At 68.2% G+C, this 20,785-nt stretch carries 15 protein-coding genes; 10 read left to right on the top strand and 5 right to left on the bottom strand.

Translation table 11 applies throughout. The features are described 5' to 3' along the window. Positions 1-49: 49 nt before the first annotated feature. On the bottom strand, positions 50-2,629 hold the full coding sequence (locus ACOFKW_RS12270) for a TonB-dependent receptor (protein ID WP_419814438.1): 2,580 nt from the start codon (positions 2,627-2,629) through the stop codon (positions 50-52). Positions 2,630-2,881: 252 nt separating this feature from the next. Here ACOFKW_RS12270 and ACOFKW_RS12265 point away from each other — a divergent pair, with 252 nt between their 5' ends. From ACOFKW_RS12265 to ACOFKW_RS12250, 4 genes are all read left to right on the top strand, one after another. Then, positions 2,882-5,146, top strand: coding sequence for a glycoside hydrolase family 3 N-terminal domain-containing protein (locus ACOFKW_RS12265; protein WP_419814437.1), 2,265 nt, complete (start codon positions 2,882-2,884; stop codon positions 5,144-5,146). Positions 5,147-5,156: 10 nt separating this feature from the next. After that, positions 5,157-6,788: an alpha,alpha-trehalase TreA gene (gene treA / locus ACOFKW_RS12260; RefSeq protein ID WP_419814436.1), complete on the top strand. Its 1,632-nt coding sequence runs from the start codon at positions 5,157-5,159 to the stop codon at positions 6,786-6,788. An 83-nt stretch (positions 6,789-6,871) separates the two neighbouring features. Beyond that, the gene (locus ACOFKW_RS12255; RefSeq protein WP_419814435.1) at positions 6,872-7,801 is read left to right on the top strand and encodes an ABC transporter ATP-binding protein; all 930 of its coding nucleotides are present in this window, start codon (positions 6,872-6,874) and stop codon (positions 7,799-7,801) included. Further along, positions 7,798-8,559 (top strand): ABC transporter permease, encoded by a 762-nt coding sequence (locus ACOFKW_RS12250; RefSeq protein WP_419814434.1) that lies wholly within the window; start codon positions 7,798-7,800, stop codon positions 8,557-8,559. Before ACOFKW_RS12255 ends, ACOFKW_RS12250 begins: the two co-directional genes overlap by 4 nt. Positions 8,560-8,604: 45 nt before the next feature. Here the strand turns inward: ACOFKW_RS12250 and ACOFKW_RS12245 are convergent, their stop codons facing one another. Beyond that, entirely contained in the window at positions 8,605-10,770 is a 2,166-nt protein-coding gene (locus ACOFKW_RS12245; protein WP_419814433.1) for a catalase, read from the bottom strand. Between ACOFKW_RS12245 and ACOFKW_RS12240 the strand changes: the two genes are divergently transcribed. From ACOFKW_RS12240 to ACOFKW_RS12225, 4 genes are all read left to right on the top strand, one after another. Beyond that, on the top strand, positions 10,769-11,707 hold the full coding sequence (locus ACOFKW_RS12240) for a helix-turn-helix transcriptional regulator (protein ID WP_419816932.1): 939 nt from the start codon (positions 10,769-10,771) through the stop codon (positions 11,705-11,707). The two genes, ACOFKW_RS12245 and ACOFKW_RS12240, sit on opposite strands and share 2 nt — an antisense overlap. A gap of 53 nt (positions 11,708-11,760) precedes the next feature. Next, the gene (locus tag ACOFKW_RS12235; RefSeq protein ID WP_419814432.1) at positions 11,761-12,150 is read left to right on the top strand and encodes a VOC family protein; all 390 of its coding nucleotides are present in this window, start codon (positions 11,761-11,763) and stop codon (positions 12,148-12,150) included. A gap of 200 nt (positions 12,151-12,350) precedes the next feature. Next, on the top strand, positions 12,351-15,098 hold the full coding sequence (locus ACOFKW_RS12230) for a TonB-dependent receptor (protein WP_419814431.1): 2,748 nt from the start codon (positions 12,351-12,353) through the stop codon (positions 15,096-15,098). 108 nt (positions 15,099-15,206) lie between these two features. Next, positions 15,207-16,328 (top strand): glycosyltransferase, encoded by a 1,122-nt coding sequence (locus ACOFKW_RS12225; RefSeq protein ID WP_419814430.1) that lies wholly within the window; start codon positions 15,207-15,209, stop codon positions 16,326-16,328. Here the strand turns inward: ACOFKW_RS12225 and ACOFKW_RS12220 are convergent. Then, complete coding sequence (locus tag ACOFKW_RS12220) at positions 16,264-16,845, bottom strand: SAM-dependent methyltransferase (protein WP_419814429.1); 582 nt, start codon at positions 16,843-16,845, stop codon at positions 16,264-16,266. The two genes, ACOFKW_RS12225 and ACOFKW_RS12220, sit on opposite strands and share 65 nt — an antisense overlap. Then, positions 16,842-17,960 (bottom strand): hypothetical protein, encoded by a 1,119-nt coding sequence (locus tag ACOFKW_RS12215; RefSeq protein WP_419814428.1) that lies wholly within the window; start codon positions 17,958-17,960, stop codon positions 16,842-16,844. The genes ACOFKW_RS12220 and ACOFKW_RS12215 overlap by 4 nt, the downstream gene beginning before the upstream one ends. A gap of 2 nt (positions 17,961-17,962) precedes the next feature. Here ACOFKW_RS12215 and ACOFKW_RS12210 point away from each other — a divergent pair, with 2 nt between their 5' ends. Together ACOFKW_RS12210 and ACOFKW_RS12205 are read left to right on the top strand one after the other, a co-directional pair. Continuing rightward, positions 17,963-18,661 carry a PIG-L deacetylase family protein gene (locus ACOFKW_RS12210; RefSeq protein WP_419814427.1) on the top strand — a complete coding sequence of 233 codons (699 nt, stop codon included), beginning with the start codon at positions 17,963-17,965 and terminating at the stop codon, positions 18,659-18,661. A gap of 66 nt (positions 18,662-18,727) precedes the next feature. Then, positions 18,728-19,876 (top strand): hypothetical protein, encoded by a 1,149-nt coding sequence (locus ACOFKW_RS12205; RefSeq protein WP_419814426.1) that lies wholly within the window; start codon positions 18,728-18,730, stop codon positions 19,874-19,876. 17 nt (positions 19,877-19,893) lie between these two features. On the opposite strand, the gene ACOFKW_RS12200 is transcribed toward ACOFKW_RS12205, so the two are convergent. Further along, the gene (locus tag ACOFKW_RS12200; RefSeq protein WP_419814425.1) at positions 19,894-20,349 is read right to left on the bottom strand and encodes a response regulator; all 456 of its coding nucleotides are present in this window, start codon (positions 20,347-20,349) and stop codon (positions 19,894-19,896) included. Positions 20,350-20,785: the final 436 nt, after the last annotated feature.

Here is a 20,785-nt window from a genome sequence, read left to right as displayed (position 1 = left end):
TGCCTTATCGTGTCCGGCGGCGAGGATCGACCCCCGCCGCCGGCGCGGATCACAGCCGGATCGTCATGCTGACGAGGGCGTTGCGACCGACGATCGAGCGGCCGTAGAAGAAGCCGTTGTTGATCGTCTGCGTCTGGCCCTGGCGCGGGTTGCCCTCGGTGAAGCCCTTGGCGTTGGTCAGGTTGTCGACGCTGGCGCTGATGTTGATCTGCTCGGTGACGTTGAAGCTCGCGCCGACCGAGAAGACGTTATAGCTCGGCAGAGCGATACCGTTGCCGGCGTCGGCGAAGATCTTGCCGACATACTTCCAGCGACCGTAGATCTCGCCGTAACCACCGGGCAGCACGAACGCCGGCGTCACCGTCAGCAGCTTCTTGGGCGTCCGCTCCGGGGTGTTGCCGTTGTACGTTCCCGCGATCGGCGAGCTGAACACCAAATTGCTCAGCTTGGGGTCCTGGTAGACGCCGATGACGTTCAGGCTGAAGAACTTGACCGGGCGGAAGTCCGCATCGACCTGGACGCCGTCAGTCTTGCTGTCGGCAAGCGCGTTGGTCTGGTTCGCCTGGTTGTCCGGATCGATGATCTGGTACGACAGGTTCTTGATCTCGGTCCGGAAGCCGACGACCGACGCCTTCAGCACCGGGCTCTGGAAGCGCACGCCGCCTTCGTACAGCGTCAGGCCGGTCGGCTTGTGCGTACCACCAGTGTCGCCGCCGTTGGTCTGGAAGCCATGCGCGCCGCGAGCGTACAGCGCGAAATTGTCGGTCAGGGTGTAGTTGACGCCCGCGGTATAGGCCCAGTCGTGGAAGGTCGCAGACTGGCGGGAGTACGTGCCGTCGAAGGTCGCACCGACGTCCTGGTACAGGCCCGGCGTGCCGGCTGGAACCGGTCCGTTGACCTGAGCCTGGTTGCCGATGTCGACGCCGACATGCTGGCGCTCATAGCGGGCGCCGAAGTCGATGTGCAGGCGGTCGCCGACCTTCAGCTCGTCGTTGAAATAGCCCGAGATCGAGTTGACCTCGTCCTTGAAGATGCCCTGGCCCCAATTGCCGTAATTGACCAGGCCGTTGTTGGTCAGCGAGCCGAGCACGCCGCCCGACGCATCGAGGGCAACGATGTCATAGATATGCGAGTCGTTGCGGACGTCGTTTACGACCGTCGCGGTCGCCGACTGGTCGTTCTTGCGGCGGACGTTGTAGAACATGCCGCCGACCGTCAGCGAGTTGTCGAGCGAGCCCGACGAGTAATCCCACTTCACGCCGGCATCGCTGCCGAAGTCCTTGGTCGCCAGCGTCTGGTGGTTGAGCACCGTCTGCTGGAGCAGGCCGTTGCCGTTGAGCCCCGCCAGCGTGCCCGTCGCCGACGCCGGGATCAGCGCACCGCCGCCGCGCGTATCCTGAAGCGCGTACTGCACGGTGCCGGGGAAACGCTGCGCCGCCTCGGCGAAATAGCTGTTGCCGTTGGGCAGCGTCAGGCCAGCCAGCGGCGACCGTGCCGGGTTGAGGTAGTCAGCCGCCGAAGCAAGGCCGGCGGTACCGGAGCCGCTGCCCGGGAAGATGCCGTTGAAGTCGTAGCTGCCGTCGAGATAACGGACGCGGGCGAACACGCTGAAGCTGTCGCTGACCGGCTTTTCAAGGTCGATGCGATAGGTCTTCGACTGGACATGGACGCCGTTGACCGAGCTGAAGCGGCGCAGCGCGTTGCCGGTATTCGGGCTGTCGGGAACCTGGAAGTCGGCGAAGGCGCGGCCGCCGACGTCGTCGGTCTTGAGGTTCAGGCCGGGGATGCTGCTGATGTTGCCGCTGCTGCTGACGGCGAACGGCATGTCGGCGTAATACGGGTTGTGGACGTCCTGGCGCTTGATCGAGGCGCGCACGAAGCCGCCATCGTCGAATTTCTTCTCGAGCGCCGCCTTGACGCTATAGCCTTCGAAGGTGAACGGCGTGCTGCGCAGGCCCTTTTGCGACTGCGCGTAACCGCCGACGCTGAATGCCCAGCCGTTGGCGATCGGTGCCGAGAAATAGCCGTCGGCGCGGTAGTCGCCATAGGTCGTGCCGGTGAAGCGCACTGCCGCGACCGCCTTGTCGTGGTTGGGCTTGACCGAGATGAAGTTGATCGTCGCACCGGCACCGTTGGGAGCCAGCACGCCCGACGTTCCGCCCTCGACTGCCTCCAGCCGGTCGATCGAGATATCGTTCTGGAAATAGAAGTCGGCACCGCCACCGCCGTAGAGGATCGGCATGCCGTCCTCTTCGAGCTGGATGAACGTCTGCGCACCGCCGCGCAGGCCGCGCACCGAATAGTTGTTCGAGATCGGGCCCGCGGTCGCCTCGACGAAGATGCCGGGCACCAGTTCGAGTGCTTCCGCCGTAGCGCGCGGCGCCTTGCGCTGGATGTCCTCGCTATTGGCGAGGGTGACGTTCGACGAGCTGTTGAACAGCGTCCGCTTGCCGGAGGTGTTGCCGGTGACGACGATCTCGTCGAGCGAGGTGTCGCCTGCCGCCGGCTGCGCGCCCGGTGGGGTCGTCGTCTCCGAAGCCGAGGGATCGGCGATCCCGGCGCCGGCCTGCTGGGCCAGTGCGCCGCTCGCAACGGCCAGCGAGCTGCCGGCCAACAGAATGAACTTCATTGTCGAATGAGCACGCATCGGCGCAACTCCCCAATTACAGGCCGGCGCAGGATGTTCCCGCCAGCGTTTGAGGCGCCGTGCTATACGCGCCATCGTTCCCGGTACAATACTCAAGCACGGTCTTGGAGCCTCTAGACTTGTCGAAGTCGGCCAAGTGTTGCAATCCTGACACATTCGATACGCAGTTGCTTTTACGTTTAGTTATGGATGCGGATCATATATTCGGTGACGGAATGAGTTCTTGGTCAGTTGATGCTTGACGCCAGTTTTCTTATCGATCGGCGAACCCTGATCCTCAATGCGGCTTTGCTCGCAGCGGGCTCGGGGACAGCGGACGCGCGGGTTACCGGCGATCTGGTGTCGCGCATGACGATCGAGGAGAAGGCCGGCCAATTGTCGTGCTTCAGCGACACCGTCCGCCCGCTCGGCTACGCGATCAATCCGGCCGAGGGGACCCGGTCCGCCGACATGATGCTCGCGGAAATTCGTGCCGGGCGGGTCGGCATGTTGTTCAACGGCTACGGCGTCGCCGGGGCGATCCGCGCGCAACGGGCGGCACTGTCGAGCCGGCTCGGCATCCCGCTGCTGTTCGCCGCCGATGTCATCCACGGTTATGAGACGATCTTCCCGATCCCGCTGGCCGAGGCCGCCGCGTTCGATCCGGCGCTGTCGGAGCGTGTCGCGCGCGCCATTGCGGTCGAAGCCAGCGCGGGCGGGCTGCACTGGACCTTCGCGCCGATGGTCGATGTCGCGCGTGACCAGCGCTGGGGCCGGGTTGCCGAGGGTGCGGGCGAGGATGTTCATCTCGGCTGCCTGCTTACCGCTGCGCGCGTCCGTGGATTCCAGGGCCCGGACCTGAGGCGCGACGATGCGTTGTGCGCTACGCCGAAGCATTTCGCCGGTTACGGCGCGGTGACCGGCGGGATGGAATATGCCGCGGTCGAGCTGTCCGCGGCCGGTCTGCGCGAGACGCACCTGCCGCCGTTCGCCGCGGCATTCAAGGCCGGCGCCGGGACGACGATCGCCAGCTTCACCGACTTCAACGGCGTGCCGGTCACGGCAAATCGAGGCCTGCTTACCGGCATCCTGCGCAACGAGATGGGTTTCGCCGGTGTGTGCGTCTCCGATTATGACGGCGACCGCGAACTGATCGCGCACGGTGTCGCTGCCGACGAAGCCGATGCCGCGCGGCTGGCGATCCTCGCCGGCGTCGACATGAGCATGCAGAGCGGACTTTACCTCCGGCATCTGCCGGCGCTGGTCGCGGCGGGTAAAGTCCCGATGGCGCGCGTCGACGAGGCGGTGGGGCGCGTGCTCGCGCTGAAGCAGCGGCTCGGCCTGTTCGAGCGGCCTTATCGCTCGCTCGATCCTGCCGCCGAGGCGGCGCGGATCGGCACCGACAAGACCCGCGCCCTGGCCCGCGAGGCTGCGGTGCGGTCAATCGTGCTGTTGCGCAACGAGGGCGACCTGCTGCCGCTGCCGCGAAAGGGCTGGCGGCTGGCGTTGATCGGACCGTTCGGCGCCGACCGTGCCAACCTCGACGGGCCGTGGAACTTCGCCGGCGACCGGCGCACCGGTGTCGATCTCGCCACCGGTATCCGCGCCTTGCTCGCCGATCCGCGCGCGCTGGTCGTCGAACCCGGCTCCGGGATCGAGACGCCACTGGTGGACGGCATCGCCCGCGCCGTTGCGGCGGCCCGGTCAGCCGATATCGTGCTGCTCGCCATCGGCGAGGGCGCCAACATGTCGGGCGAGGCGAACAGCCGGGTCGCGATCACGGTACCGGCGGCACAACAGGCGCTGGCGGAGGCCGTCGCCGCAACGGGCAAGCCGTGCATCGTCCTGCTCCGCCACGGTCGGGCGCTGGCGCTCGAGGGCGCGGTCGCGGAGGCTCAGGCGATCCTGGCAACCTGGTTCCTCGGCTGCGAGACCGGCCATGCCGTCGCGCAAATCCTGTTCGGGCAAAGCGAGCCGAGCGGACGGCTGCCGGTCAGTTTCCCGTTCGCGACAGGACAGCAGCCGTGGTCCTATGACCGGCTATCGACCGGGCGACCGCCGCCCCCACCACCGGCCGAACAGGGCGGCACCGGGCGCTGGCGCGACGCGCCGGACGCCGCGCGCTACGCCTTCGGTCACGGCCTCGGCTATACGCGTTTCGAGCTCAGCGCGCTGGCGGCACCGCGCGATATGGCCGGGCCGGTCGACATCGCCGTCACGCTCCACAACGTCGGCGCGCGCGCCGGTACCGAGACGGTCCAGCTCTACGTCCACCCCCGCGTCGCCAGCCGCTCGCGTCCGGCCCGGCGATTGAAGGCGTTCCAGCGGGTCACGCTGGCGGCAGGCGAACGGCGTAAAGTCGTGTTTCGGCTCGCGCCCGCGGATCTCGCCTATGTCGGTGCCGACGGGCGCTGGACGATCCCGGCCGGCCCGATCGACGTCTGGGTGACGCGCAGTTCCGCCGATCCCGGGCTTCATTCGGTCGTCGACCTGAGGCATGACAGCCTTGCAACAGCCTGAGAGTGTAAGCGTGCGCCATCCAATCGGTCGCCTGTTCCTGGTCCTGGCCACTGGCCTGGGTCTTGCAGCGGCAGCACCGTTGCCGCCTTCCGAGCTGTTCGGGCCGCTGTTCCGTGACGTTCAGCTCGGGCACGTCTTTCCCGACGGCAAGACGTTTGCCGATGCGGTGCCGAAGCGCCCGGCGGAGGCGATCCTTGCCGATTATGCCAAGGCGAAGCCCGCCGGAACCAGCGAGCTGCGCGCCTTCGTGCTGGCGAACTTTACCGTGCCCGGCCAGCCGGTCGCGCCGCCGCCGGAAACCAGCCGGACGACCTTGTCCGAGCACATCGAGCGGCTATGGCCGGTCCTGAGCCGACCGCCGGAGACACCGCCCCCAGGTTCATCGGCGCTGGCGCTGCCCCAGCCCTATGTCGTGCCGGGCGGCCGGTTTCGCGAGATCTATTACTGGGACACTTATTTCACGATGCTCGGCTTGCAGCGGTCCGGCCATCCCGAGCTGGTCGACTCGATGCTGCTCGATTTCGAGAGCCTGATCACCCGCTACGGCCACATCCCCAACGGCACCCGCAGCTATTATCTCAGCCGCTCGCAGCCGCCGATGTTCGCACTGATGGCCGGCCTCGCAACGGCGAACGACGCAGCCAGTCTTCGGCGCCGGCTGGACGCCCTGCGCCGCGAGCATGCCTTCTGGATGGCTGGCGAGAAGTGCGCCACGGCGGCACAACCGGGATGCCAGCGCGTCGTCCGCATGCCCGATGGCGCGCTGCTCAACCGCTATTACGACGACCGCGCCGCACCTCGTGACGAGTCCTATGCCGAGGACGTGGCGACCGCCGCCGCGTCGACCCGGCCAGCCGCCGAGACCTGGCGCGACCTGCGCGCGGCAGCGGAAAGCGGCTGGGATTTCAGCTCGCGCTGGCTCGACGATCCGCAGAAGCTCGCGACGATCCGGACCATCTCGATCGTGCCGGTCGACTTGAACAGCCTGCTTTACGCGCAGGAGATCCGCATTGCCGAGGATTGCGCAAAACTCGGCGACACCGCCTGTGGGCGCTCGTTCCGTGCCCGCGCCGAGACGCGTGCGCGCGCCGTTCGCCGCTGGCTGTGGCAGCCGACGCAGGGCCGCTTCGCCGACTTCGATTGGGCCCGCGGGCGGCCGACGCCGGTCCTGTCCGCGGCGACATTGTACCCCCTCTTTACCCGCCTCGCGACCAAGTCGGAGGCCGCTGCGGTGGCGCGGACGACCGCCGCCAGCCTGGTCGCGCCTGGGGGCCTGCGGTCGACGACGGTCCAGACCGGCCAGCAATGGGATCGGCCGAACGGTTGGGCACCGCTGCAATGGATCGCGGTCGACGGCCTCAGCCACTACGGCCAGCGCGACATCGCCCGGACCATCGCCTGCCGCTTCCTCGGCACCGTCGCGCGCAACTACCGGGCCAATGGCAAGATGCTGGAGAAGTACGACGTCGAGGAGCAGCGGCCGGGCGGCGGTGGCGAATACCCGACGCAGGACGGTTTCGGCTGGACCAACGGCGTCACCAGCGCGCTGCTGTCACGCTATTCGCTCGTGGAGGATGGTCGTCCGGCCGCTGCTTCGACGACGGCCTGCAAGGTCGAGGCCAGCGACCGCCCGGCGCTCTGAAGGACGGGCGGCTGGTGGCGGCTGCGACGCCTTCGACACGAACGACGGTAGACGGTGGCTGCGGATCGCCGCATGAAGGCGCCGTGCAACCCATCCTTGTTCTTTCCGGCCTGAACAAGACCTATGACGGCGGCTTCGAGGCGCTGAAATCGGTCGACCTCGAGATCCGCCGCGGCGAGATATTCGCGTTGCTCGGGCCAAATGGCGCGGGCAAGACGACGCTGATCGGCGCGGTCTGCGGGCTGGTCCGCCCGACCGCGGGGACGATCACCGTCGACGGCATCGACACCGCGCAGAACCCGCGTGCCGCCCGCGCCCGCATCGGGCTGGTACCGCAGGAATTGGCCACCGACATGTTCGAGAGGGTCGGCGATACCGTCGCCTTCTCGCGCGGCCTGTTCGGCAAGCCGCGCGACCCGGCGATGATCGAGCGCGTGCTGCGCTCGCTGTCGCTGTGGGACAAGCGCGGGGCGAAGATCATGGCGCTGTCGGGCGGCATGAAGCGCCGCGTGCTGATCGCCAAGGCGCTGTCGCACGAGCCCGACATCCTGTTCCTCGACGAGCCGACCGCCGGTGTCGACGTCGAGCTGCGTCGCGACATGTGGAAGCTGATCGGCGGTCTTCGCGACCAGGGCGTGACGATCATCCTGACCACCCATTATATCGAGGAAGCCGAGGAGATGGCCGACCGCATCGGCATCATCGCCAAGGGCGAGATCGTGCTGGTCGAGGACAAGCAGGCGCTGCTGGCGAAGCTCGGGCGCACCGAGGCGAGCTTCAGATTGGCGACCGCCCTGCCCGAGCTGCCGGCCGGCCTCTCCGACTGGCCGGTAGCGCTGGCCGACGACGGCGAGACCCTGGTCTACACGATGAGCGGCGAGGAGGCCTCGACGCGCGGGCTCGCGGCGATGGTCCGCCGCCTCGACGAGCTCGGAATCGACTATCGCAATCTCGACGTCCATCGCAGCTCGCTGGAAGATATCTTCGTCGACCTGGTCGAGAGCCGAGCATGAACCTCCACGCCGTCCGCGCGATCTACATGTTCGAACTGGCGCGCACCCGCCGGACGCTGTTCCAGAGCCTGTTCACGCCGGTGCTGACGACTTCGCTGTATTTCATCGTCTTCGGCTCGGCGATCGGCAGCCGGATGCAGACGGTCGGCGGCGTCAGCTACGGTGCCTTCATCATTCCCGGGCTGCTGCTGCTGACCATCCTGTCGGAGAGCATCTCGAACGCCTCGTTCGGCATCTACCTGCCGCGCTTCACGGGCACCGTGTATGAGCTGCTCAGCGCCCCGGTCGGGATCGGCGAGACGCTGCTCGGCTATGTCGGCGCGGCGGCGACCAAGTCGGTGGTCCTCGGCCTCGTCATCATGGCGACGGCGCGGCTGTTCGTGCCCTATCATATCGAGCACCCGATCTGGGCGGTCAGCCTGCTAATCGTCATCGCGGTGACGTTCTGCCTGTTCGGCTTCATCCTCGGCCTTTGGGCGGACGGCTTCGAGAAGCTGCAGATCGTGCCGCTGATGGTGGTGACGCCGCTGACCTTCCTGGGCGGCACCTTCTACTCGCTCAACATGCTGCCCGAGCCGTGGCGCACGGTGACGCTGTTCAATCCGATCGCCTATCTGGTCAGCGGGCTGCGCTGGACCTTCTACGGCGTCTCCGACATCGACATCCGCATCAGCCTGGGGCTGACGCTGCTGTTCATGCTGGCCTGCATCGGCGTCATCGCCCGCATCTGGCAGACCGGCCACCGCCTGCGAAGCTAGCGGCGTGGCTGCCAGGGTCGCGTGACCCCGGCAGCCGCCGGTTCCTTAGTAGACCGTCCGGACGCTCGGCTCGCGAGCCCAGATGCGGCCGGCACCGGCGAGGTCGGTGAACTGCTTGGCATCCTGATCGGCCCCCAGCGCGAGGATGCCGGCGTCGGCGATCACCCCGGCAGCGTCGAGCAACGGCTGGGCTTCCGCCGTGTGGCCGATGACCTTCAGGTGGGCGAAGGCGTCATGGACCCAGGCTACCGCGGCAGCCTCGCCGAGCAGCGCCGCGACACCATCGGTCGAGGCGACGACCGCGACGGTGTCGAACAGCACCGACGGACCACCGGCGAGCTGGAAGTCACCGACCAGCTTGCTGCCGTCGTCCAGCGTCACGCCGCCGATCCGCGGGCTGACGATCTTAAGCGAGGCACCGGCCGCCTGTGCCGCCTTGATCATCGCGCCCACGGTCTTGGACGAGGCACCGTCGGTGACCAGCACGCCGACCAGGCGCCCGACCAGCGTCGGCGGACCCTGTGCGATGATGCTGAGCTTGGGACTGGCCGGCAGGTCGGTCCGCGTCGCGACGGCCGCCGGTACCGGCACGATCGCCGCCTCATGGCCGAGGCCGGCGGCAACGCGCTCGCCGAGCGTCGCGTCGATGTTGACCAGGTGTCCGAGCATCGTCGACCGAATGATCGGCAGCTCGACCTTGCTCAGCTCGAAGACCAGCGCAGCGACGATATGGTCCTGCTCCGGCTCGGTCTGGCTGATGAAGAACTGGCGTGCCTGGCTGTAATGGTCGGCAAAGGTCTCCGAGCGAACGCGAGCCTTCGGACCGGTCACCGCCGCGGGGAAGCTGCGGAAGCCCTGCGCCGGGCTCTCGCGCGGACCCGACGGATCGATCAGGCTGGGGGTATAGGCGACGCGGGTGCCCTGCGGCTGCGTCTGCATATGGCCGTCGCGCTGCATGTTGGCGAACGGACACTTCGGCGCATTGATCGGGATCTGGTTGAAGTTGGTCGATCCCAGACGGCTCAGCTGGGTGTCGAGATACGAGAAGTTGCGGCCGTGCAGCAGCGGATCGTCCGAGAAGTCGATGCCCGGCACGATGTTCTGCGTGCAATAGGCGACCTGCTCGGTCTCGGCGAAGACGTTCGAGGGGTTACGGTCGAGCACCATCCGCCCGATGACGCGCACCGGCACGATCTCCTCGGGGATGAGCTTGGTCGAGTCCAGATGGTCGAAGTCGAAGCCATCGGCCTCCTCCTCGGTGAACAGCTGGACGCCGAGATCCCAGGCCGGATACTCGCCGTCGACGATCGAGGTGTAGAGGTCACGGCGGTGATAGTCGGGATCGGCGCCGTTGAGCTTCAGGGCCTCGTCCCAGACCACCGACTGCACGCCGAGCGTCGGGGTCCAGTGGAACTTGACGAAGGTCGACTTGCCTTCAGCATTGACCAGCCGGAACGTGTGGACGCCGAAGCCTTGCATCATCCGGACCGAGCGCGGAATGGTGCGGTCGGACATCTGCCACATCACCATGTGCATCGCCTCCGGCGAGCAGGCGATCCAATCCCAGAACGTGTCATGCGCCGACTGCGCCTGCGGGAAGCCGCGGTCGGGCTCCTCCTTCACCGCGTGGATGAGGTCGGGAAACTTGATCGCATCCTGGATGAAGAACACCGGGATGTTGTTGCCGACGATGTCCCAATTGCCCTGGGTCGTATAGAATTTGACCGCGAAGCCGCGGACGTCGCGCGCCACGTCGGCCGAGCCGCGGTTGCCGGCGACTGTCGAGAAGCGCGTGAACACCGGCGTGCGGACACCGGTCTCGGTGAGGACCTTGGCGGTGGTGACGCCCTCCAGGCTGTCGGTCAGCTCGAAATAGCCGTGCGCCGCAAGGCCGCGAGCATGGACGACGCGCTCCGGGATACGCTCATGGTCGAAGTGGAAGATCTTCTCGCGCAGGACGAAGTCCTCGAGCAGCGTCGGGCCGCGCGGGCCGGCCTTGAGGCTGTTGTGATCGTCGCTGATCGGCATGCCGTGATTGGTCGTCAGGACCGGCTGGCCCTCGCTGGCGATTTGGTGAACCTCGCCGCCGCTGCCCGTCGTCATCGTCGCTGCCGGCAACGAGTTCGCGGCCGGATAGGAAACGCCCATGCCGTCCGGGGCGGTCGCCTTGCCGGTCTTGGTCGTCGGTGATTTGGTGCTGCTCTTGGCCATGTTCGATCCTTGTTTTCACAAAGGCCAACGCCCCATTACTCAAAAGCTTCCAGAATATGCGACGAACGTTGAAATAAAGGACGAAGCGCCGGCGAAACGTTGCTTCAGCCCCGTTACGACTATTGTATTTCGGCCAAGACTGGACATTGCTGTTGCGAACCAGGCGCGCCTCCCGCGTCGAGGAAACTCATTGGCCAGAACCGGCAGACTTTTTTCACTGCTGCAATTCCTTCGGGGCAAGACCCGGCTCGTCACCGCGATCGAGCTCTCGGCCGAGCTCGGCGTCTCCGAACGCACGATCTACCGCGATATCGCCGAACTGTCGGCGCAGGGCGCACCGATTTTCGGGGAAGCGGGCCTGGGCTATGTCCTTCGGCACGGAATGTTCCTGCCGCCGTTGATGCTGACCAGCGAGGAGACCGAGGCGGTGGTGCTCGGCCTGCGCTACGTCGACCAGTTCGGCGACGAGCCACTCCGGCGCGCGGCGACGGAGGCATCCGCCAAGATCGCCGCCGTGCTGTCGAGCAGTTCGCGCGCGACGCTCGCGGACCCGGTCTACCTCCCGGGTCCGCGCGGGTCGGCATTTCCGGACACGGTCGTCGACCATGCGGTGCTTCGCTCGAGCATCGTCAGCCAGCATAAGCTCGACATCTCGTACCTCGACGCGGGCGGCTGTCGCAGCGACCGGATCGTCTGGCCGATCGCGCTCGGGTTCATGCAGGAGGCGCGCGTGCTCGTCGCCTGGTGCGAGACACGGCGAGCCTACCGGACGTTTCGCACCGACCGGATCTCGGCAGCGGAGCCGTTGGCAGAACGCTATGCCGGGCGGCGCAGCACCCTGCTCAAGGCGTGGCGGGACGCGATGGCCGACGGCGGAGCAGGTTCGTTCGTGACCGATGACGCAGCTCCACCGTCGATCACTCCTGACAGAATCTGACAGGGGCAACGCCTATGCCGCGGGTCGTCCAACCGCTTTTACGGGTGCAATCGATGATCGACCATGTGATCCTGACCGTCGCCGATTTCGGCCGCTCGGTGCCGTTCTACGAGCAGGCCCTGAAGCCGCTCGGGCTGACCGATGTCACCGACTTCCCCGGCACGGACGGCCACCCGCACCTGAAGGGTTTCGGCGCCGACGGCCGCTGGTTCCTGTGGCTCAAGGAGGGCGTGCCGTGCCCCAATGCAGTCCACATCGGCCTCGTCGCGACGAGCCACGCCAAGGTGCGCGAGTTCCACGACGCCGCGGTCGGCGCGGGCGCCACGGTCAAGACCGCTCCCGGCCCGCAGATGCAGTACTTCCCGGGCTATTTCGCAACCTGGGTGCTCGATCCCGACGGTCACGACATCGAAGTCGTGAACAAGACCGGACAGGTCGACTAGTCGCGCACAAGCGTAGCCTGCCCCCCTCGCAGCTCGCATGTAAGCGTCAAAGCCCCCCGCAACCGTCCCCCCGCCGCTATCCGGATGCAGTTGGCGCGGGGGCTGCAAGCCACTTCTTCAGTAATGCAGTTCAGGCTTGGCACTGCATCGACGCCATATCACTGGCGGGGCAACACATTCATGGCGCGTTCGGGGGATTGATGAGACGTTTGGCACTGATCATGGCGGGGGCCTGCGCGACGGTGCCACCGCTGTCGGCACAGACGACAGGCGAGACGGCCCGGCCCTCGGCGGCGACGAACCGTACAGCACCGGGCCCCGGCGCGGCGAACGGCAACGAGGACGAGGCGGAGATCGTCGTTACCGGCCAGCGTCCGGCGGGCTCGGTGATCGGCGACATCCCGCCCGAGGTGACGTTCAATCCGGCCGACATTCGCTCGTTCGGGGTCAGTTCGCTGTCCGACCTGCTCGACGAACTCGCGCCGCAGACCGGCAGCAACCAGGGCCGCGGCGGCGAAAGCCCGGTCGTCCTGCTCGGCGGCAAGCGCATCTCGGGCTTTTCCGAAATCCGCGACATTCCGACCGAGGCGATCCAGCGCGTCGAGATCCTGCCCGAGGAGGTCGCGCTCAAATACGGCTACCGCCCCAACCAGAAGGTCGTGAACGTCGTCCTGCGCCGGCGTTTCCGCGCCTACACCGGCGAGCTGGAGGCGGCGGCACCGACCGCCGGTGGCCAGTTCAGCCCCAAGCTCGACAACAGCTTCCTGCGCATCCGCGACGGGACGCGCCTCAACCTGGCGCTGAAATACCAGCACAGCTCCCCGCTGTATGAGAGCGAGCGCGACATCGCCTCGCAGACGTCGCGGCGGCCTTATGATTTCACCGGCAACATCACCTCGGCAACCGCCGGCGCGGAGGTCGATCCGGTCCTGAGCGCCTTGCTGGGGCGTCCCGCGACGGTGATCGGCGTGCCGACTTCCGCTGCCACCAGCGCCCCGGCCCTGGCGGATTTCGCGCCCGGTACGGTCAACACCAGCAACATCGGCAGCTATCGCACGCTGCTGCCCAAGACCGACGCGTTGACGGTCAATGCGGTGCTGGCGCGGACGATCTTCGACAATGTCTCGGCAAGCTTCAACGGCACGTTGACCTATAATTCGAGCGACAGCGCGCAAGGCCCGGTAGCCGCCGCGCTCGGCCTGCCGGCGAATGGACCGTTCTCGCCGTTCAGCGGCAACACCGTGCTGTACCGCTACCTCGGCGACCTCGGCGAGCTGGCGCAGGAAAGCCACGACGTCACCGGCCATCTCGGCACCACCATGAGCGGCGCGATCGGCAGCTGGCAATGGTCGTTCACCGGCACCTTCGACCATAGCGAAAGTCGCACCAGCACCGAGCGCGGCTATGATTTCGCAACGGCGCAGGGCCTGCTGGCGGCGCGCGACCCGGGCTTCAATCCCTATGGCCCGCTGTCGCCGTCGAGCCTCGGCAATCCGCTGCTCGACCGCGCCCGCTCGATCTCCAACGTCGGCGACGCGTCGCTGGTGGTCACCGGCTCGCTGATCCAGCTGCCGGCCGGTGCGGTGACGACGACGCTCAAGCTCGGCGGGACGACGACCGACTTCGGCTCGCGCTCGACGCGTTCGGGGGTGAACGCCAACGCCGACCTGTCGCGCGACGACGTCAGCAGCCAGCTCAGCCTCGACCTGCCGATCGCCAGCCGCAAGCGCGATTTCCTGCCCGGCCTCGGCGAACTGTCGGTCAATCTCAACGCCGCATACGAGCATTATTCCGACTTCGGCGGGCTGCGGACGCTCGGCGGCGGGCTGACCTGGACCCCGATCAAGGCGATCAGTCTGATCGCCTCGCTGAGCAAGGACGAGGGCGTGCCGACCATCCAGCAGCTCGGCAATCCGTTGGTCGCGACCAGTGGCGTCCGCGTCTTCGACTATATCCGCTCCGAATCCGTCGACATCACCCGCCTGACCGGCGGCACGCCCAATTTGTCGGCGGACGATCGGCGTGTCATCAAGCTCGGGCTGACCCTGAAGCCGCTCGCCAACTCCGACCTGTCGCTTACCGCGAACTACACCAACCGGCGGATCGACGATCCGATCGCCTCGTTCCCGACCGCGACCGCGGCGATCGAGGCGGCGTTTCCGAACCGCTTCAGCCGCGACGGCGACGGTCGCCTGACCCAGATCGACAGCCGCCCGATCAACTTCGCGCGCCAGGACCAAGAGGACGTGCGCTGGGGCATCAACTTCTCCAAGCAATTGTCGGTGCCGCCACGCCCCGCCCCCGGCGCCGCCCGGCCCGGCGAGCCGGGTTCCCTGCGTGACTTGGTGCCACCAGGCGGCGGCGGCGGTCCCGGCAACCAGCCACGTCGCGACGGCGCACGCGGCCCGGGAGGTCCCGGCGGCTTTGGTGGTTTCGGCGGACCGGGCGGCCCGGGCGGGCGTGGCACGCGGCTGCAACTGGCGCTCTATTACACCCTGCACCTTCGCGAGGACATCCTGGTCTATAATGGCGGCCCGGTGCTCGATCTGCTGCGCGGCGACGCGATCAACTCGTCGGGCGGACAATCCCGGCACGAGGTCGAGGCGCAGGCCGGACTGACGCGCGACGGCTTCGGCGGACGGCTGAGCGCCAGCTGGCGAAGCGGCACCACCGTCGACGGCGGCGCTACCGGCGCCCAGAACCTGAGCTTCTCCGATATCGCGACGCTCAACCTGCGGCTGTTCGCCAATCTCGGCCAGCAGCAGGCACTGACCCGCCGATGGCCGATCCTGCGCGGCACGCGCCTGACGCTCGGGGTGACCAACCTGTTCGACGCCAGGGTCGATGTTCGCGACGCCTCCGGCATCACCCCGGTCAATTATCAGCGCGATCTCCTCGACCCGCTCGGCCGCTCGGTCCGGATCAGCGTCCGCAAGCTGTTTTTCTAGGGAGGGCGATCCGCGCGACGCTATTGTCGCGGCCGCGAATTTCTGCACCGATCGGCGGTACGACGCGCAACCTCCCCCGGGGGCTGTCGTTAGGACCGCGAAATGTGGATGTCCCGTCATCTCGTGGACGGGCCAGGCCCGCTTTCGGCCCCCGGCCTGGCCGTCGCGGTCGCCATACCCGCCTGCAACGAGGCAGCTTCGATCGAGGCCTGTATCCGCGCCCTCGACGTCGCCGCCGCAAATGCCATCGGATCGACGGTCACGGTGGTCGTGCTGGTCAACAACAGCAGCGACGAGACCGCCGAAATCGCGCGCCGCTGCCGCACCTTCGCGGCTCGCCTCAGCGTTTTCGACATCACCCTGCCCGCCAGGCACGCCCATGCCGGCGGCGCGCGGCGCAAGGCCTTCGAGCGCGCCGCGGCAGTCCTGCCCGGCGACGGCGTGCTGATGACCACCGACGCCGACAGCCGGGTCGATCCGGGCTGGATCACCGCCAATCTGTGCGAGATCGCCGCCGGGGCCGACGCCGTCGCCGGGGTCGTCGCCTTCGACGAGGCGGCACGCGCGAGCTTGCCGCTGCTGCCGCTGCGCGCGCTCGAATGGCGGCTGGCGGGGCTGCAGGCGCGGCTTGCCAGCCTGGTCGATCCCCGGCCGCACGATCCCTGGCCCAACCACATCTGGGCGTGGGGCGCGTCGCTGGCTCTGACGGTCTCGGCGTACCGGCATGTCGGGGGCCTGCCGTCGGTGCCGCTGGCGGAGGATCGCGCGCTGGCCGAGGCGATCGAGCGCTGCGACCTGCGCCTGCGCCACAGCCATGCACCCGTGGTGTTCACCTCGGCGCGGCGCGACGGGCGGGCGCCGGGTGGCTTTGCCGACCTGCTGCACAGCTATGCGGTCGACGCCGCGACCCCCTGCGACGCGGCGCTGGAGCCGACGGTGGTGCTCCTCCGCCGGCTGAGGTGGCGGGCCCGGTTGCGCCGCATCGCTGCAGCCGATGGGCTGGCCGGGGCCGCGGCGTCGGCGATGCGCCTCGGCTATGACGGGCGGGCGCACGGCGCGTTCGGGGCGCTATGGGCCGCGGTCGAGGCGCAATCGCCCGCCTTGGCTCGCGTCCGCCTCCACCCAGCGACGCTCGCCGCCGAGGTCGCGCTGGCCGAGCGGCTGGTCAGCCGGCTGGAGCGACGCGCAACAGGTCCAGCCGATACTGTGCTGTCCGTTCTCGTCGCATGACCTGCCACGATCCAGCCGCCTCGAACGCCGCCACCGCCTCGTCACCGCTCAACGGATAGTCGGGCGTCTCGCCGAGCCAGTGGACGAGCATGATATCCGCGTCCGGCGCCGCCATTTCGGCGACACGCTCCGCCAATTGCACGACCCCGGCCGCGTCGAAATAATAGATCACCTCGGACAGCATGATGAGGTCGAACCGCCCCGCCGGCGCCTTGTCGGGCAGCTCAGAAAGCGCGAACCGCACCGGTAGCCCCCGGCACCGCGCCGCCGCCCGGTCCAGCGCCGCCTGGGCCACGTCGAGCCCGAGCAGATCGTCGCACCGCGCCGCCAGCCGCTCGGTCAGCACGCCGACCGCACAGCCGATCTCGACCGCATGGGCGTAGCGCGGCCGCGGCAGGGCAGCCAGCGTCGCGCCGTACTTCGCCGCTTCGTAAGGGCTGGTCTCCATGCGCCACGGATCCGGATTGGCGGCATAAAGCCCATCGAAATAGCCCGGTTCGAGCGAGCGCGCCGTCATGCGAAACATCCTCCATGGCCCAGCAGCCAGCCCGCGGCATTGTCGCGCGAGGCGTCGAGGAACGGCTGCCGCAAATAGGTTTCGAGATCGCGCAGCGCCCGGTCCAGTGGGTCCGGCGCGATGAAGCTGCCCAGCCCGACGTTGCGCCGCGTCGCCTCGATGCAGGCCAGCGCCAGTTCCTCGAAGCCGCCGCGCGCCAGGTCGACATAGGCGTCGATCGCGGCCGGTTCGCCCTCGCCTTCCGCCCGCCGCCCGGCCTCGCGGACCGACAGGCGCGCCGCCTCGTGCGCCGCCCCGGCCCGCGCCAGCCGTGCGCGCATCACCGGATCGCCGCCGCCGCGCACCCCCAGCCGCTCGACGTGGAGCGCCATGATCCGGTCGAGCCCGCCAAGTTGCACCGCAAGCACCCGCCACGCGCCGCCCGAGAACCCCGGGCTGCGATAATAGTCGCCCGGCTCGCCGATCACCGCCGCGTCCGGAACCACCAGGCCGGTGAAATCCACAGTGCCGGTCGCCGTCCCGCGCATCCCCGCGGCGCGCCACACCGACAGGTCGACGCGCTCGCCGCCGACTTCGGGCAGCATCATCAACGGGCCCTGCTCGCCGATACGCGCCGTGACCAATGGCCGGCGGACCGCGCCACTGCCCGAGCAATGGATCTTGTGGCCCGTCAGTCGCCAGCCGCCGGCGATCCGCTCGGCCCTCAGCCCCTCGCCGCGCTCGGCATTCCACACGCCGGAGATCCGCCCCGCCGCGATTTCGTCCGCCAGCAGCGCCAGCGCCGCCGGGCTGTGGCGAGCCAGTCGCAGCGCGTTGACATGGCCCTCGTACAGCCGGCCGACGGTCAGGCTGGCCCGGCCGATCGTCCTCAGTACCTCCCGCAGCACGTCGGCGCTCTCGGCGCCGTGACCCAGCCCGACACCGCCGAACGCCGCCGGCAGGCACGCCCCGAGCAACCCGGCGCCGGACAGCCCGGCGATATCCGCGGCCGGGTAGGCCGCCGCCGCATCGACCGCGCCGGCGCGCCCGAAGATCGCCGGCTCGAGCGCCAGCGCCGCCGCGACGGCATCGCGCAACTGCAACGGAACGTTGGTGGACGGCGAGGCATTGCGCATCCGTGACGAACCCCCGCCGCACCGCCCTGTTCCGTCGCCTCGCCGCGACCGACGTGATCCGCCTGGCGCGCGGTCGCCGCATCGTCGTGACCGCGCCGCATCCCGACGACGAGACGCTCGGTTGCGGGCTGCTGATCGCCCGGGCGGCACGGGCCGGGGTGCCGCTGGCGGTGGTCGCGCTGACCGATGGACAGGCTTCGCATCCGGGATCGCGACGCTGGCCCGCCGCCGAACTCGGCCGGTTGCGGCGGTCGGAAATGCGGTGGGCGGTGGCGCGGCTCGGCGCCGGCGCGGCACGCTGCGCCTTCCTCGGCTGGCCCGATGGCGACGTCGTCCAGCGCGGCCGCAGCCTGGCGTTGCGCCGCGTGCTGCGCTCGCTGAGGCCCGGCGTCGTCCTCGCCGCATCGCCGGCCGACCATCACCCGGACCACCGCGCGGGCTGGACGCTGGCACAGGCGGCGCTACGCGGCACCGGCATACCGCTGGTCGCCTATGCCGTCTGGTCGCGGACGAGCGGCGGCGGCGCGTCCGCCCGCGACCCGGCGCTGGCCGCCAAGCGCCGTGCGATCGCCGCCCACCGCTCGCAGACCAGCGACTATATCGCCGACGACCCGCAAGGCTTCACGCTGTCGCCCGCCGTTCTCGCCGCGCTGGTCGGCGAGGCCGAGCACTTCACCCGCCGGCCGGCACGTAACCCTTAAGCGCCGCTGTGCCGCCATGCCTTTATCGCTGTATCATGCGTTGACGTCGGAGAAAGGGGGCCACCCGTGACGAGCGACAACGACTGGCGCGAGCAGCGCCGCCGCGATCTCTACGGCGAGACGCCGCTGGGCGTCATGTCGGTCGACCCGTCACCGCAATCGGCGCCGCGTCCCGACGATCACGGCGGCACGGCGCCGCCGCCACCGCCGTCGTATCGCCCGGTCAGGCCACCCGTCCGGCGCCGTTCATTTGCCTGGGGATATTTGCTGGCCGGCATAATCATCGCAGCGATCGCGGTCGGTGCCTGGCTCCTATACGGCCGCGCCGACACGCCGCCTTCCGCCCAAACCCCGGTTGGAACGCCCGACGCAACCCGCGCCGTCGCAGCCAGCGGCGCGGTGCAACGGCTGTGCGCCGACAATGCGACGCTGACCGGCCTTCGCGCCATCATCTTCGCCCGGGCGCATCACGTCGGCGGTCCGAACCCGACATGGCTGGAGGCGCGTGCCTCGACGAGCACGCTGCGCATCGACGACGCCTATGCCAAGGCCCTCGACAGCGCCAACGCGATCACCGTCTGCGCCGGGCGAGCCACGCTGCAACTTCCCGGCGGCACGAGCCTGTCCGCCGCTATCGACTATTCGATTCTGCCGGCGGTCGACGCGCGTGGCCGGGTCTACACCCTGACGGGCGCGGACGACATCATCCGGCAACTGGTCGAACTCGAGCCCGCCGACGACCTGGCCCTTGCGCCGGCTCCTGCCGCTGCGACAACGCCCCCGGTGGCCGCTCCCGCCGCCGTACCCGATGCAGCCGTTCCGGTCGAAGCCGCTGCCCCGACGTCTCGGACGATCGCGCCCGTTCCCAGCCGGCCGAACGCAACCCGGTCAGCCACCAGTCGCGCGTCGATCAAGCCAGCCGCACCCCGCAAGCCCTCCCTGACCCGTACTGCCGCCAAGCCCCGGCTCGACCGGCCGCGCTCCCGAACCGCGCATGTCCAGGCCAGCGCGTCGCTGACCGCGCTCGACAACACCGTCAACCTGCTTGCCAGCCCGAATGGCACAGGCAGCCGGCTCGACCGGCGCATCGCCCGCGACCAGGCCGCGTTTATCGCCCGCCGCGACCGCTGCACCAGCGACAGCTGCCTTGTCCGCACCTACCGCGCCCGCATCGACCAACTCGCCCGCCTGCGCGCCGCCAACCGGTCGCGATAGACGCGTCGCGAAGTCGATCAGCGCTGGTGCGTCAGGTCCCTGATGCAGCCGAGCAGCTTGTCGAAGGTGTAGGGCTTTTCGACGAAGATGCTTCCTGACGGGAGTGGCGGCGAGGCGGGCCGGCCGCGTCCGGAGGTGACGAGCAGCTCGATCCACGGCCAGCTGTGGACGGCATGACGGGCAAGCTGCAGCCCGTCCATATCGCCGGGCATGTTGATGTCGGTGAAGATCAGCTTCACCTCGTCGGCACGGTCGGCCAGGATCGTCAGCGCGTCGTCGGCGTCGACCGCCTCGGCGACAGTGAAGCCCTCGGCCTGCAGCAGGTCGACGATCATCAGGCGGATCAGCGGCTCGTCCTCGACGACAAGGATCGTGTCGTTTCGCGCGCGATCATCACCAGCTGTCGACCGACTATCGGCACAGGCAACACTATCGGCTTCCTGGATCGGCCCAGGCGCACTCGACTGCGACATGGTCAATCGTCCCTCTTCTTAACCGAAGATGAGCTAGAGTTGGCGAAGGTATTTGGACTGAACGTCGGCCATGCCTGCCACCGCAACCAGCCGCTCCGCCATCTGCCGCGCCGCTGACGGCGAGAGACTAGGGAACCCGACATTGCAAATGATCACTTCTCCGTCGACAGCAAATATCGGTGGCGGCGCGATCATCAGGGGTGATAGTCTATGCATCTGCATCCCCTTGTAAAAGCTGAACTATACGTTGCAATAACTTGCGGGCGATACTGTCCTAATTCGTACATAATTGCGAAAATTCGTGCGAAAACGCCATAGTTCGATAATCAGGCAAGTGAAATTTTGCTGATATTCGTGAATTTCAAATGCCGTGGTTGTTGAGCAACGAGGCGCCGCAAGTAGCGGCTCAGGCTGGGGAACCGGGCGATACTGACGC

Origin of the sequence: Glacieibacterium sp. (assembly GCF_965200405.1) — a bacterium.
In the GTDB taxonomy this organism is placed as follows: Bacteria; Pseudomonadota; Alphaproteobacteria; order Sphingomonadales; family Sphingomonadaceae; genus Glacieibacterium.
Note: the sequence above shows the minus strand (reverse complement) of the source record. Positions and strands in the feature narration are given on the sequence as shown.